Annotated in this window: 11 protein-coding genes; 2 read left to right on the top strand and 9 right to left on the bottom strand. The window is 44.5% G+C overall.

The features are described 5' to 3' along the window. Positions 1-188: 188 nt before the first annotated feature. The 9 genes from CCC32_RS10385 to CCC32_RS10425 form a co-directional block, all read right to left on the bottom strand. A complete protein-coding gene (locus CCC32_RS10385; protein ID WP_287074261.1) occupies positions 189-1,364 on the bottom strand; it encodes an efflux RND transporter periplasmic adaptor subunit in 1,176 nt (391 codons plus the stop codon). 81 nt (positions 1,365-1,445) lie between these two features. Then, the gene (locus tag CCC32_RS10390) at positions 1,446-2,780 is read right to left on the bottom strand and encodes a TolC family protein (RefSeq protein WP_287074263.1); all 1,335 of its coding nucleotides are present in this window, start codon (positions 2,778-2,780) and stop codon (positions 1,446-1,448) included. Between the two features lie 308 nt (positions 2,781-3,088). Further along, positions 3,089-3,844, bottom strand: coding sequence for a 3-deoxy-manno-octulosonate cytidylyltransferase (gene kdsB, locus CCC32_RS10395; RefSeq protein WP_022315991.1), 756 nt, complete (start codon positions 3,842-3,844; stop codon positions 3,089-3,091). A 68-nt stretch (positions 3,845-3,912) separates the two neighbouring features. Further along, positions 3,913-4,725, bottom strand: a complete 813-nt coding sequence (locus CCC32_RS10400) for a hypothetical protein (RefSeq protein ID WP_044065848.1) — start codon at positions 4,723-4,725, stop codon at positions 3,913-3,915. Continuing rightward, positions 4,652-6,772 (bottom strand): YgiQ family radical SAM protein, encoded by a 2,121-nt coding sequence (locus CCC32_RS10405; protein ID WP_287074266.1) that lies wholly within the window; start codon positions 6,770-6,772, stop codon positions 4,652-4,654. The genes CCC32_RS10400 and CCC32_RS10405 overlap by 74 nt, the downstream gene beginning before the upstream one ends. Continuing rightward, positions 6,772-7,092: a DUF8442 family protein gene (locus CCC32_RS10410; RefSeq protein WP_022315994.1), complete on the bottom strand. Its 321-nt coding sequence runs from the start codon at positions 7,090-7,092 to the stop codon at positions 6,772-6,774. The genes CCC32_RS10405 and CCC32_RS10410 overlap by 1 nt, the downstream gene beginning before the upstream one ends. Positions 7,093-7,239: 147 nt before the next feature. Beyond that, positions 7,240-9,960 (bottom strand): golvesin C-terminal-like domain-containing protein, encoded by a 2,721-nt coding sequence (locus CCC32_RS10415; RefSeq protein ID WP_287074268.1) that lies wholly within the window; start codon positions 9,958-9,960, stop codon positions 7,240-7,242. Positions 9,961-10,039: 79 nt separating this feature from the next. Further along, the gene (locus CCC32_RS10420) at positions 10,040-10,603 is read right to left on the bottom strand and encodes a 1-acyl-sn-glycerol-3-phosphate acyltransferase (protein WP_044065841.1); all 564 of its coding nucleotides are present in this window, start codon (positions 10,601-10,603) and stop codon (positions 10,040-10,042) included. Between the two features lie 20 nt (positions 10,604-10,623). Beyond that, positions 10,624-10,896: a hypothetical protein gene (locus tag CCC32_RS10425; protein ID WP_022315997.1), complete on the bottom strand. Its 273-nt coding sequence runs from the start codon at positions 10,894-10,896 to the stop codon at positions 10,624-10,626. A 386-nt stretch (positions 10,897-11,282) separates the two neighbouring features. Here CCC32_RS10425 and CCC32_RS10430 point away from each other — a divergent pair, with 386 nt between their 5' ends. Then, positions 11,283-12,932, top strand: a complete 1,650-nt coding sequence (locus tag CCC32_RS10430; RefSeq protein WP_022315998.1) for a diphosphate--fructose-6-phosphate 1-phosphotransferase — start codon at positions 11,283-11,285, stop codon at positions 12,930-12,932. 111 nt (positions 12,933-13,043) lie between these two features. Then, positions 13,044-13,919: a glycoside hydrolase family 25 protein gene (locus tag CCC32_RS10435; protein ID WP_022315999.1), complete on the top strand. Its 876-nt coding sequence runs from the start codon at positions 13,044-13,046 to the stop codon at positions 13,917-13,919. Positions 13,920-14,395 lie beyond the last annotated feature (476 nt).

Genomic DNA, 14,395 nt, shown 5'->3' on the forward strand with positions numbered 1-14,395 from the left:
GAAGAGTGGTTTTGTTTGGCTTTTAATGAGTAATAGCGAGCTATTGCGAATTAAAAACAAGCAAAAGGCGCCTTATAAAAAACAAAAGACTGCAAGCAGTTATTAAAATTATACATTAAACGGCCTAATGACCGATTTGGGTTTATGGAACCGGTGAATTTCATTGATGTGAAACTTAACTGTTGTTATTACTTCTTTTGGCGTGGACCTTTAGGAGCGAATGGACTGCTCTCGCTGTTGTTTTCAGCCTGTTCATCATCATTTTCGTTGGCAGCCTTAGCGTCGGTTATTATCTCCAGTCCTTTGCTCACACCACTCAGAATCTCGGTATGTATTCCGTCAGACATACCTATTTGTACAGCATGTGCCTTGAAAGTGTTGCCTTCGCGTGTCCATACTTTATTTTTCCCCTTACAGTCAACTATCTTGCAGCCTTTAATCAGATCTTGGGTCGGAGTGAAACGCAAAGCCTTTGTGGAAACGCACAACACGTTCTGCCGTTCTGCCGTATAGATCGTTACGTTGGCTGTGAGGCCTGGCTTCAGCTTCAGTTCGCTGTTTGGGGCACTTATCACTACTTCATATGTTACTACGTTGTTTGTCGTTGTAGCTTCCTGTCTTACTTGTTTCACGACTCCTTCGAAAGTGTCGTTAGGATAGGCGTCGACGGTGAATGATACGCGCTCGCCTTCTTTCACGTCGCCGATGTCGGCCTCATCTACGTTTGCCACAACCTGCATATCTTTCAGGTCTTTGGCAATAGTAAAGAGTTCAGGAGTGGCATAGCTTGCGGCTACGGTCTGTCCTTCCTCTACAGACTTGGAAATCACAACTCCGTCTATTGGTGAGGTGATGATGGCATAGCTGAGATTGGTTTGGGCTTTCTGGACCATCTCTCTCGACTGGGCAACCTGGTCTTTAGCTTTCTCAAAGTTCAGCTTTGCCGATTCATATTCGTCTGCGCTTACCAGTCCTTTCTTGAACAATGTTGCATAGCGCTTGTAGTTTGCAGATTCGTAGTTCAGTGAACTCTGTGCACTCGACAAGTTCGCCTTTGCGGTATTCAGTTCGCTAATGAGGTTTGTCTTGTCCAATTCTGCTATTATCTGTCCTTTCTTCACCACTGTATTGTAATCAACATACAGTCTTGAGATGATTCCTGATACTTGTGTACCCACCGTTACTGAAGTCACAGGCTCTACGCTTCCCGTAGCCGTAACGCTGTTCTTGATATTTGCAAGTTCAACCTTTGCCGTGTCAAATGTCACCGCCTGTTCTTTTTTTCCTCCGGAGAACATCCATGTTGCTATCGCGAGGACTGCTATAATGCCAATCCCAATCCATATTTTGCTTATCTTTTTCATATTCTTAATACTTTCTTGTTTTTTGATATTCTTGATTTTTTTTATCATGTAAGATTACTTCACGGATAGATTGCTTGTTGGCTATCTATTGCCGTAAAGGTCAAGCATCTGTTTTGAGAGAATTGTCATGTATTTGCTTTGTAGCATATCCTGTTGGGCCTTAATCAGATTCGTCTTGCTGTTCATCAATTCTATAATGTTCTTCAATCCTAATCTGAATTGCTCGCTCATAAGGTCGTAGCTCATTTGCGCGCTTTCAACATTACTCTTTGCTGCCAGATATTTCTGTTGGTTATTGTTGGCATCTATCCAGTATCCCTCAACGGTATTCCATATTTTCTTCTTCTGGTCGTCCAGTTCCAGCAATGCGTTTTCTCTTGCAATACGAGCTTTGTTCAATGCTGTCTTTGTTTGTCGCTGATCGTAGATAGGCATGCTTACTGTAGCTCCAAGCGCCATGTCGAAGTTCGTTTTTATCTGGTTTACCCATGAGTTCTCGTTCATCGATGAGGAACTTGTCATCGCTGATCCTGTGAGACTTATCGTAGGCATGTAGCTTGCCTTTGCTATGGCGATGTTCAGATTGCTGCCTTTTATTCCAAGCTGGCTGTATACGATCTCCGGTCTGTTTGTAATGGCATTTTCATAGACAAAGCTAAGGGCTGGAACTGTTGCTGTGGCTTGGGCGTCGGTTGCTTCTGGTAAAACTATTTCAAAACCACTTTCAGCAGTAATCTCCAACAGTTGTTTAAGTTGTGACTTGTATTTTGCCAGATTACTCTCTGTTTCCACTATGCCGTATTTGTCGTTTGCTGCCTGAGCTGAGAGTTGTGCCAGATCTGCTTTCGACATCTTTCCTACATTTACCATCTCTTTGCCTCTGTTCTCATTAGCCAGACTTGCCTCATATGATTGTTTGTTTACTGTCAGGGCCTCGTTGGTATAGAGAATCTGTACGTAGAGCTGTGTTATCTGCTCTTCGATTGTCTTTGCCGTTATGGCAGAGTCGGCAGCGGCTTGTTCTTCTGCCACTTTGCTTAATTTCAGTGTGTTGGTGTTTTTGTTGCCGTTCCATACTGTCCAGTTGGCATTCACTCCGTATGTACCGTTATACGACAGTTTGTCTACGCTGCGTTGTACTGTACCATTGCTCACCATACCCATGCTTTCGTTTGGCCACGGCCTGAATCCCACCCCTTGAGTTGTGCTTGCATTCACAGATGGCAGCAGTTGGGCTTTTGCCTGGAGAGTATTCTCGTGTGCAGTCTGCTTATCGAGTGCTTTCTTCTTCAATGAGATATTGTTGGCCATGGCATAGTCAATGCATTCCTCAAGAGTCCACTGTTTTGTACTTTGCGCAAGAGAGGAGACTATCGACAAAGATGCCAAGGCTGTAGTCATAATGATTTTGTTCATATTTGCTTTCTTTGATTACTCTGCAAATATAGGCATTCTATTCCCTGCATGATAATGAAATAGATATAAGGGGTGTGTTAGTAGAGGAAAAGTTTTGTTTCTTAGATGTAGAACCTCTAAATTAACTGTTTTTTAACAGAAATACGGACTCATGGACGAGCGTGATTGTGAAAAATCATCCTAATCTTTTCAAAGTAAGAAACTGTAGCCTATTATCTTATTGTGCATATATGAGACAGAATAGGTCTATTCGTAGTCTGCTTTGATAATTTGTTTCTTCCTTTGAGAAGGTTAGGATGATGAAGGATTTATCCCTTGTTCTTTGTCAGAAAGGCTTCAGCTCTCTGCAGGTCTGCTGGAGTGTCAATGCCTACGGTTTCAACATCGGTCAGTCCCACCTTAATCTTGTATCCATTCTGCAGCCATCTCAATTGCTCCAGACTCTCTGCCATTTCGAGTGACGACTGTGGCAACTTGGTTATTTCTTTCAGTACGTTTCTTCTGTAGGCATAGAGGCCGATGTGTTTCAGATAGTTGAAGTTCTGAAGCCATTCACCATGATCCACATTCCTGAGATATGGAATCACGCTGCGGCTGAAATACATTGCATATCCATTGTTGTCTCTAACTATTTTGGGAGAGTTCGGATTGTCAAGATCAACAATGTCCTGATCTTTTGTGAAGGGCTTTCCGAGTGTCGCTATCTGAGTGTTGTCGTCATCAAAACAACGGCATAGTTCTTTTATCTGTGATTCATGGATAAACGGTTCGTCGCCTTGTATGTTTATCACAACGTCGTACTCCTCACTGAGTTTTTCTACTGCTTCTTCAATACGGTCAGTTCCGCTCTTGTGTTTAGTGGAAGTCATAATGGCATTTCCGCCGAATTCTGCTACCGCATTGAAAATGCGGTCATCATCAGTAGCTACATATACGTCGTCGAGCACTTTCTTTACTTGTTCGACGACCCTTTGAATCACAGTCTTACCGCCTAGTATGGCGAGTGGTTTTCCGGGGAAACGTTGTGATGCGTATCTTGCCGGTATTATTCCTACGAATTTCATATTTATGTTTTTTTTAGTTTTAAATTGACAATGGAATTCCATTGAGTGCGTTTGTGGGTGACTTGACATCAAATTCTGAACCTTATATATGATCTGTCATCGAAAGAAGTTTGTCCCTCATTGAGGCCTTTGGTCGCTATGTTTTCGTATATGCATAGCGGGTCTTCTTCAAGCAGTCTCTGTAGCTCTGCTTCGCTTTCGTTTAGCGTAGGCATCAACTTTGGGTATCCGTCAGAGGCAAGCACTATTTCATGCGTTTTGTCATCTATGGGTATAACTTTCACGAGATGTGTAGGGATATTGAATCCGTCTATTACCGGGTAGAGCTTGTTCTGTTCCAGACATGCTTTCTTCAATGTTGGCAATATTGCTTTGCGCCCGATGTCATTTCTTCTCATTTCGGCTTCTGACATACCTTCTTTCAAGGATTTTCTAATTATCAGCGCTCTTTGGGCTGCAATTTCTTTTTCCCCTGGTTTAGGATTCTCGTATAGTTTACCGTCAACGAGACACTGACAGTCGCCCACCATCCATATCTCCTTCCTGCTGAGACTGAAGACGATGGCACTTGCCGTCATCCTGTTCGTTGGAACATCATTCAACTTCTGAATGTCAACAGCATGTGCATTATATATGGAACGGATTTCTTCTGTCACCTTTTCACAAAATCTCTCCATACAGATGTCGCGTGGCATCTTTTTGATGGCTTTTATGATAGCGAGCATGCAGTATCTGCCGTTACTCATCTCAGGGTTAACTTTCAGTTCTGTTTTGCTTGTACTTCCGTCTACGACGGCAACGAAATTGTCATCTGCTGTTATGCCGTCCTCGTTTAGCAGCCTGCCCGCCTTTCCTTCCGTTTTTTGTTCTATGATTGTCATTTCCTTTTTCGTTGTTGCTTGAAGTAAGTCTTCCCGTTCTGCCTGTGTTCTTTCCGTACCTGTTCTTACTCCATACATAGTCGCTGCTATTTTTCGAATATCCATTGTCGTTGTGAACATATTCTTTTTTGTTGCGGCTTCGGCCGTTGCCTTTATGTGAATCTTGTCCGTCGTCCTTCCATTGGTTGCTGGTGCGTGGACCGGCAGATGTCTGTCTGTAGACGTTAGCATAGAGTTGGGTTATGAGGTCAGCTCTTCCAATTCGTTTCAACTCTCTTTCAATGTTTCGTCTCTCTTCGGGCTTATACCAAAAGAAGAACTGCCTTTGAGCGAGTTTTTCTTTCGGTGTCTTGGCTGAAAACACAGGTTCGAGTGTATATGGGTGAAAACCTGTATACCATGTTTCTGTACTTACCGTCATTGGAGTGGGCGTGAAGTCCTGTACCTGTTCCAGATGAAAATCCAGTCTTTTTGTCTTTACCGCGAGTTCCGCCATGTCTTCCTCCATGCAACCAGGATGGCTGCTTATGAAGTAGGGGATAATTTGCTGGTTCAGGTTCTCTTCATTGTTTATTCTATCGAACATCCGTTTAAATTCTCCAAACTGTTCGAATGATGGCTTTCTCATAAGCCTCAGCACATTGTCTGACGTGTGTTCTGGAGCAACTTTCAGTCGTCCGCTTACGTGCTTACAAATAAGTTCCCTTGTATATTCTCGTGCAGCCTTATTCGCTTTATCGTCCTTGCTTTTGTACAGCAGCAAGTCGTATCTCACACCGCTTCCGATGAAACTTTTCTTTATTCCAGGCAGAGCGTCAACAGAATGGTAGATGTCGAGCAGAGCCGTGTGGTCCGTGTTGAGGTTCGGACATATCTGTGGGTTGATACACGATGGTCTCTTGCATTTCTCACATAGGTTCTTGTTGCGTCCAGACATTCCATACATGTTTGCTGACGGACCACCAAGGTCGCTGAGATAGCCTTTGAAACCATCCATCTGAATTACCTTCTTCACTTCTTTCAGTATGCTTTCTTTGCTTCGACAAACTATAAATTTGCCCTGATGCGCACTTATGGTACAGAAGGCACATCCTCCAAAACATCCTCTGTGGATGTTAACAGAGAATTTTATCATCTCGTATGCCGGAATGCGTTTGTTCTTGTATTTAGGGTGTGGCAAACGAGTGTAAGGCAAGTCGAAGACCATGTCCAATTCCTTAGTGTCCATCGGTGGATAAGGAGGATTCACCACTACGTATTCTTTGCCCAATCCCTGTATGATGCGCTGTGCATGGATTTTGTTTGACTCTTCCTCTATGTGTCTGAAGTTCTCCGCTTCTGCCTTTTTGCTTTGCAGACATTCCTCGTGGGAGTGGATAACGATGTCCTTTTCTGTTATTCCTCCGCTTATTCCATCTTCTGGTGAAATGTAAACTGTCTGTGGAATGTCTTTAATCTCTTTGATTTCTTTGCCGTCAACGAGTTGCTTGGCTAGTTCCACGATGGGCTTCTCTCCCATACCATATATTATGATGTCTGCCCCGGCTTCTTTCAGAATGCAAGGCATGAGCTTGTCTTGCCAGTAGTCGTAATGGGTGAGTCTTCTCAGGGAAGCTTCTATGCCGCCTAGCACTATAGGCACGTCTGGGTAAATCTCTCTTAGGATTCTGCTGTATACGATGGTTGGATATTCCGGTCTGCAATCGTGTCTTCCGTCGGGGCTATATGCATCTTCCGACCTCAGTCTTTTGTTTGCCGTATATTTGTTCACCATTGAGTCCATGCAGCCAGGAGATATTCCGAAGAACAGTCTCGGCTTTCCAAGTTTCTTGAAGTCCCGGTAGTCGCCGTGCCAGTCGGGTTGTGGCACTATTGCCACCTTCAATCCGTTGGCCTCAAGCACTCTTCCTATTACTGCCGCTCCAAACGACGGATGGTCTACGTATGCGTCTGCAGAGAACAGAATGACGTCTAGTTCATCCCATCCCCTGAGCTCTACTTCCTTCTTTGTCGTTGGCAGCCAATCTGTTAGTCTCAGTTCTGCCATCAGTCCTCCATTTCGGTTTCACCGTTGTTTTTCTCGTCCCATTCTATATATAGGAGTACGAGTTGGTGTAGTCCGAAAGCTTTCATGTTCTTGTTGTAAATCACGTCGAGACACAGGTCTATCAACCCTTTGTCTGCTCCCATGTTCGACTCCAGCATCGACCTCATGTTGAGTTTGAGTTTGTCGAGTACGGTTTCGTCAATGAAGCCTGTGCTGTCGATGAGATTTCTTAATAATGAATATTTCTTTACTGTTGCCAGATGTTCGTCTGTCACGTTTATGCTTCTTGTTCCCGAAGCGTTAGCTTGAATCTTGTACATTTAATTTTGTTTTTATTTGTTTTCAAATTAATGGGTCAGACAAGTATTTCTCCTTCTGTCTGTCGATGGTCTGACAGGTGAATGAGGAGGTTTACTTGACCATTTGCCGGGTCAAATTAATTTGTTTATTTGTTCCCTCTTGTTTATTTATTCATTTAGAAATGTCAGGAATCCCCTCATTATCATTCTCCTTGCTTTTGCCGATGTTATGCATTCGAAAGGAAAACCCATTGCGAGAGTCCTGTTGGCGGTTCCATTATATGCCACGCAGGCCGACTTGCCATTGGCGTAAGTAAGCGTGCAGAATGCTTGTGGAGTGGGTGTTACCACGTTTACTCTTGTTGCGGCGTAATGCCTGTCGTTGAGTGAATCATAAATGTCGAATGCTGTTCCCATTCCCGACACAGACTGTCCGGTATCTTCTGCATAATCATCAATATGCAGCACGTTGCGCAGAAAAGTCTTTTCTCTGTCAGACTGCATGTCTGAGGCGATATAGGAACCACTTGCCAGTATGTTGCCACCTGCTGCGACATAGTCTTCAAGAACCTTCTGCATCAGATATGAGAACGTCTTGTAATCTTCTGTCGCCGTGGAGGTATATTTCTGGTTGCCCAATATAAAGTCTACACATGCGTATTCTGAAAGATTCACCCTTCCGTTTTCAACAGCATGAGACGATGCGCTCACCACATTGTATTTCTTCATCGGAACCATTGCTTCGGCATGTTCAGCGGTATAGTCGAAGGTATTTCCCATTATGAAACGTCCTTCCAGTTCCGTACCGCTATATCCCAACCCATCAGGTCCTACAGTGGTATGACGCGACTTGTCGAAGTTTATCTGTTGTCCGCTCCATCCCACTGTCATTCCCATTTGCATACCAGGGTCAGATGCCAGGTCGAATCCCTGTTGCCATTCGTTTTTCACTATGGCAGGAGCCGCCAGTCTGTAGAATCCATTAACTATCAGTATGCTTTTAGTAGCTCCTGGGTGATAAACAGCTGTCAGAGTTTCTGAGGGGAAGCTTTCTCCTCCCTTGTTCGTCGCTGTAACCCTGAATCTATAAACGGCATCAGGCGATAGTTTTATTCGTATCTTCCTGCCTTGTACAAGCTCACCATTGTCAAATCCCCCTTGACTTCCAGCTGCGGTATATACAATATATCCTGTTGGCTTTGCTGATGGTTCCAGTGGGTCAGCTTGTGCGTCCCAAGTCAGTTCCACCACTCCTTCGTCAACGAAACGAAGATAGGCGTTCTTGGGGGCGAGTGGTTGCACGATGTAGTCGTTGCGGTGTCTTTCAGCTGTAAATTTCAGTATCGTCTTGTATAAGCTTCTTGCTATCACAAACTTCACGTTAGGATCTTGTCCCATAATCATGTCCGGGAAACTCTGGTGCGACAGGGTCTCTATAATGGCCGACGGTACTTCTGGCAGTCTTGTTTCCGAATAGTTCCGGTCATAGAGATCCCTTTTGTTCCATTTGCCGAATAGCCGCTTCATGTCGTTGTCCAATCCGGAAAGCAGGTTCTGAGCAAGAGTCTTTGATGTTTGTCTCGATGAACCGTCAGCGAGAAGTCCGTCGTGAAATTGCGTTGTGCATATTGCCAGCGAACCGAATATAGACCTGAAGTCGGGGGCGTATCCGGCATCGCTGTGTACTGCAAGTGACATCTCAAGCGGCACTTCCTTTCCGTCCTTGTCAGGAACGAAGCAAGAACCTCCAGCAAGCCAGTTCGTCATTTTCGACCTGGTGTTTATATCGTCTTTATAATCGTCAGTCCCATTATATGAGTTGTATACGTTTTCAGGTGCTCCAGCCCATTGTGCATAGTATCTTGCGCCCTCCAGACACCTTGGCATTCCGCTTGTCTGGCCGTTGCGGTTTACCGTTCCCATACCGCCTCCGAAGCGTACGGCGTCCGCCGTTACTACTCCTTTGCAGCGGCTTGAATTAGAAAGTACTACACGGTTGTCAGAAGAGCACCCTTTCCCGAATTCGAATGTTCCGAGATAAACCCATGTTCCGCCTCCCATGCGTTGGTTCACGTTGAATACAGTCTTGACTCCTTTGTGGTAAACGGTGTATTCAGCATCGTCCACGCTGTTTTTGAGCGTGGGATAACTTACGTATACGGCATACCTTCCTTCGTTTTCTATTCGAGGTTGGTATGAAATCATACATGTAGGCATTTTGTCTGCCTTCGTTTTGCGGGTAGTTCCCCATGTGAAGGGATTTGTATTACCATATAATATAGTTTGCGCTACTCCAGCGAAACCCGGCGTTGCTGCATCAGTCCAACGTCCTTGTAGTGAGGTTTCGGTGTAGTAGGGCAGTTGTGGGTTGTCGTTGTCCACTATCACCTCACTTGGTTGCCAGTCTCTTTCCCTTGGAGAGAACACCGTTGCCCCGGCATTTTCGAGCATGGGAATAAGATAAGGCACTACGATTGTCTGTGTGAACAGATCCTCCGTCGTGGAGTATAGGTTTGGTCTTTGCCATTCCCATTTGTCTTTGTTCTTGTCGTAGTATCTTCCATGACTTGCCCACACGGCAAAATGCTTGTTCAGCAGGCCTTTCGTTGGCTTAAGTGGCCACGACATATTTCTCACCCATTGTTCCCCGTCATATTCTTTACCTCGTTTTGCCGGTACAATGGGTGTGGTCTTGTTTTCTGTTGAGGCTTCCTGCTTATTCCTCTTATCTTTCTTCTTCTTTTTGCTTTTCTTTTCTTTTTTGCCCTTGCCGTCTTGTTTCACAGAAGCGTAGGGGGTCTCCTTCCATTTTGTCTTTGAGGAGTCGCGGTGGCTTGCGCATGCACAAAGCATTGCTACTGCCGCCAATATGACAATCTTCTTTTTCATCTTTTTCCGGTGTGTTTCATTTTTCCGAGTCGATGATGGCCGGAACCACTGAGCAGTTGCAATAAGTTATTGCTCACTTCTATTCTTGAGCTGCGTCTCCTATGGAGAAATTTTCCGGTTTCTTTCCTTTGAAGTCCTTGAAATACAGCTTTATGTGCTTCATGTCTTTTTCCACATCGCCTGTAGGATGGAAACATTCCGTACATGTTATTTCCTTTTTCTCATAGTCCACGCCATAGAGCAGAATCGGCAGGTTGGCCTTCAGGGCTATAAAGTAGAAACCTTTTTTCCAGTCTTCCACTCTTTTTCTTGTGCCTTCCGGCGTTATGCATAGTCTGAACTCCTCTCTGTCCAATGCCGTATTTGCTAAGTTGTCCGTCAGGCTTGTGTGTTTCGACCTCCATACTGGAATTCCTCCCATATGTTTGAAAATCGGTCCAAGAGGCCAAAAAAACCACTCCTTTTTCATCAGGAAATTGATTTTTAGTCCTTCAGCCCTTTCGTAGAGTTGTCCAAAGAAGAAGTCCCAGTTGCTCGTATGCGGTGCCAGACATATAATAAATTTATCAGGGTGCTCTACTGTTACTGTCTTTTTCCATCCCAGTTTCTTGTAGAGCATCCATTTGCAAATTGTTCTTATCATGTGTTGCCTGTCCTCCTCTGTTAGTTCAGATTGGCAATCTGATCGACTATCTCGCTAATTTGCGAGTTGAAATTCTTGGTTAGGTCAGCGAAGTATTTCTTAGGTTCCATTCCTGGCTCCGGGTGCGAGATGCGGCATACGAAATCGTTGTGGATAGTCAGAATGGAGTGGAGCAATGCGTCGGAATTCTCTTTCGAGCATTTGGCGCTGTATATTGAACTTGCCACGCACTCGGCGAAAAGCTCGCTGCATATATAATTGATGTTTTTCTTCAAATCACGTTTACTTGCCATAATATTGTTGAAATTTTAGATTAAACAAATACGTTTTATAATCAGCGACAAATATAGCCTTTTTTCTTTGATGTAAAACAATAAATGCAATAAAAAATGTTTTAATGATGATTAAATGTGATTTTTTTTCTTTATTCAGAATAAAAATCTTACATTTGCACGAAGAAAGCAGGCAGGGTGCTGATCCCGTATGTCTGCGGACGAACGTCATTAGGTGTTAGATATATATTAATGTTCAGTGGAGCAAAGCGTAAAGAGCAATATGGCTTGGGAATAGTAAACATTCCCGATGTAGGTTGTAGCGCTTTCTTTTCATGATGCTCAGCGTCGCTTGCGGCGCAATCACTATCAGACTGACAACAACAAACTATTTAAAGTATTTTTTTATGGAGAAAAGTGTTTTCCAGCAAGTCAGAGATGCCTTCACGCCGGTTCTGCCGGTTGGCTTGCGGACAGCAGTAGGTATTAAGGAAGGTGAGGCAACGACAAGCGTTGCTGATCAGGAAGTGATAAAGAAAATGTTCCCCAACACATACGGAATGCCTGTCGTGGAGTTCGTAGAAGGCGAGGAGCGAGGCACGGATCCTATCAACGTGGGTGTAATCCTGAGTGGTGGACAGGCTCCTGGCGGTCACAACGTAATAACCGGACTCTTCGATACCATCAAGAAAATCAATCCACATAGCAGACTTTTCGGATTCCTGCTCGGACCGGGCGGACTGGTAGATCACAAGTATATTGAAATTACTGAGACCTACATCAATGACTTCCGTAACACGGGCGGTTTTGATATGATTGGCTCCGGAAGAACCAAGCTCGAAAAGGAAGACCAATTTGAAAAAGGATACGAAATACTGAAATACCTCAACATCAAGGCGCTTGTCATCATTGGAGGCGACGATTCCAACACCAATGCATGCGTGTTGGCAGAGTACTACAAGATGAAGAACTATCCTGTTCAGGTGATAGGATGTCCGAAAACCATCGACGGCGACCTTAAATGTGAGCAGATAGAGGCGTCTTTCGGTTTTGACACGGCAACGAAAGTTTATTCAGAACTTATCGGAAACATTGAGCGCGATTGCAACTCGAGCCGTAAATACTGGCACTTCGTGAAGCTCATGGGTCGTTCTGCTTCGCATATTGCTTTGGAGTGTGCCTTGCAATGCCATCCTAACCTGTGCCTGATATCAGAAGAGGTGGAGGCAAAGGATCTGAGCCTCAACGATATCGTTGAAGACATCTGCCGTATGGTGAAATATCGTTCTGACCGTGGCATGAACTATGGAGTCGTGCTTATTCCTGAGGGACTTATTGAGTTCATTCCGGCAATCGGCAGACTCATTGACGAACTAAATGATCTGCTCGCCCTTCATGGCAAGGATTACAAGGACCTCTCGCCTATGGAGCAGAAGCAATATATTTTAGAACATCTATCTGAAGAGAACCTCAAAACGTTTGAAACGCTACCCGATGACGTGGCGCGACAACTCTCGCTAGATCGCGACCCACACGGCAACGTTCAGGTTTCGCTTATCGAGACAGAACGTCTGCTTTCGAGAATGGTGGATGCAAAGCTGCAGGCCTGGAAAAAAGAAGGGAAGTTTAATGGAAGCTTCAACTCTATCCATCATTTCTTCGGTTATGAGGGGCGTTGCGCTGCGCCTTCCAATTTCGACGCAAACTATTGCTATGCTCTTGGAGCAAGTGCAGCCCATCTCATCGCCAACGGCAAGACTGGCTATATGGCAGTGGTGCGCAATACTACAGCCAAACCAGCAGATTGGAAAGCGGGTGGAGTGCCTATCACGTCGCTCTTTAACGTGGAACGACGCAATGGCAAGATGAAGCCTGTTATACGCAAGGCGCTTGTTGACCTCAACGGCAGGCCGTTCAAGGAACTGGTTGAACACCGCGATGAGTGGTCGAAGGAGACATCGTTCGTATATCCCGGACCTGTGCAGTATTGGGGACCTTCTGAGCTCTGTGACCGCACTACCAAGACTCTCGCATTAGAGAGAGGAGGAAAAGCGTAGGGAAGATTCCTGAATATGATAATCCAGACCTCAAACCTTTCTACACTTCCTTTTATGGGGGTAAGGCCGGTTTGAGGTTTGGATGTTTATATATCTATAATAAATTAAACCATGACAACCAACAGAAGAAGAACCGTAAAGCCAACAGGGCGACGCTCCTCAACGAAGCATCGCCCCGTAACAAAGCGACGCTCTGAACATAAGATTGGAGGGGTGTTTGGGCTACTCTTCGGTACGCGTGCAAGGTTGGCATGGTGGACGGGAGGAATACTTATAGCTGTGGCGTATGTTTGGGCATTCTATTATTTCTTCGTTGGTCCATTCGGATTCAGATGGCGAGCTCTCTATGGTGATGCAAACTATCCGGGCGGCTATGAAATCAGAGGCATCGACATCAGCCACTATCAGGGAGATATAGATTGGGATCAGCTGCAGAATGCCATGATAGAGAAATGTCCCATCCGTTTCATTGTCATGAAGGCTACCGAGGGCTCAAGCAAGATAGATCCCTCATTCAAGTATAACTTCAAACAAGCTCTGGAATATGGCTATATCCGAGGAGCTTATCATTTTTGGAGCAACCACTCTTCGGCTCGTCAGCAGGCTTATTTCTTTCTCAACAACGTACCTCTCGAGTCGGGAGATCTCCCGCCAGTGCTCGATGTTGAGCACAAGCCGAAAGACAAGAGCGTGGAGGATTTCCAGCAGGACATTCTCACATGGCTTCATATCGTGGAAGACAGGTATCATGTAAAGCCGATAATCTATACATATTATAAATTCAAGAAGCAGTATCTCGACACTCCCGTCTTCGACGACTATCCTTACTGGATTGCTCATTACTATGTGGACAAAATAGAATACCAGGGCGAATGGAAGTTCTGGCAGCATACCGATGCCGGCAAACTTCCAGGCATCAAGGGCTACGTTGACTTCAACATTTACAATGGGTCATTCTATGATTTGAAAAGGCTCTGCATAGATTAATGTCACTTTGGGCTGTTGAGGCAATCTTTGAGAATCCTTTAATTCTTTGCCATGTTTCCTGTTTCTATTCCCCTTGTTTGTGTTGCGTAAACCTATTATTCTTCTGATACAAGAAGGCGGTTTATGTTTGTCAAAACGTTGCTTTTTTGCTTGCTGAAAAGCTTTTAATGTTTTGTTTGTCTGCTTTATCGAAGATGATATAGGTCTTGGAATGAATGACTTTCAGAAGAAATAGTAAATCAAGACAAAAGCCAAAGCCCAAGAATTCTAATGACATGTCAACTTAAAAAAAACAAAAAGCTCAACAAAATCTTTTTGTTTGTAAATAATTTGCATTATCTTTGCATAATATAAGCTTCGGCTCGGGATAAGAAATGAATGGATTCATTTCATTCTGTTCCCTCATTTCCGGGATGCGTCGTATCAACAGATAAATTCAATCAAGGGTCCAAGCCTTTTGCTTACAGGCAAACATG

It is taken from the genome of Prevotella sp. LMAG:51, from assembly GCF_008680225.1.
Taxonomy (GTDB): domain Bacteria; phylum Bacteroidota; class Bacteroidia; order Bacteroidales; family Bacteroidaceae; genus Prevotella; species Prevotella pectinovora.

Excerpts from the sequence above, each read along its gene's own strand:
- CCC32_RS10430 (WP_022315998.1), top strand. The coding sequence starts at position 11,283 with ATGGAGAAAAGTGTTTTCCAGCAAGTCAGAGATGCCTTCACGCCGGTT.
- CCC32_RS10405 (WP_287074266.1), bottom strand. The coding sequence starts at position 6,772 with ATGGCAGAACTGAGACTAACAGATTGGCTGCCAACGACAAAGAAGGAA.
- CCC32_RS10410 (WP_022315994.1), bottom strand. The coding sequence starts at position 7,092 with ATGTACAAGATTCAAGCTAACGCTTCGGGAACAAGAAGCATAAACGTG.
- CCC32_RS10390 (WP_287074263.1), bottom strand. The coding sequence starts at position 2,780 with ATGAACAAAATCATTATGACTACAGCCTTGGCATCTTTGTCGATAGTC.
- CCC32_RS10425 (WP_022315997.1), bottom strand. The coding sequence starts at position 10,896 with ATGGCAAGTAAACGTGATTTGAAGAAAAACATCAATTATATATGCAGC.
- kdsB (WP_022315991.1), bottom strand. The coding sequence starts at position 3,844 with ATGAAATTCGTAGGAATAATACCGGCAAGATACGCATCACAACGTTTC.
- CCC32_RS10400 (WP_044065848.1), bottom strand. The coding sequence starts at position 4,725 with ATGACAATCATAGAACAAAAAACGGAAGGAAAGGCGGGCAGGCTGCTA.
- CCC32_RS10435 (WP_022315999.1), top strand. The coding sequence starts at position 13,044 with ATGACAACCAACAGAAGAAGAACCGTAAAGCCAACAGGGCGACGCTCC.
- CCC32_RS10385 (WP_287074261.1), bottom strand. The coding sequence starts at position 1,364 with ATGAAAAAGATAAGCAAAATATGGATTGGGATTGGCATTATAGCAGTC.
- CCC32_RS10420 (WP_044065841.1), bottom strand. The coding sequence starts at position 10,603 with ATGATAAGAACAATTTGCAAATGGATGCTCTACAAGAAACTGGGATGG.
- CCC32_RS10415 (WP_287074268.1), bottom strand. The coding sequence starts at position 9,960 with ATGAAAAAGAAGATTGTCATATTGGCGGCAGTAGCAATGCTTTGTGCA.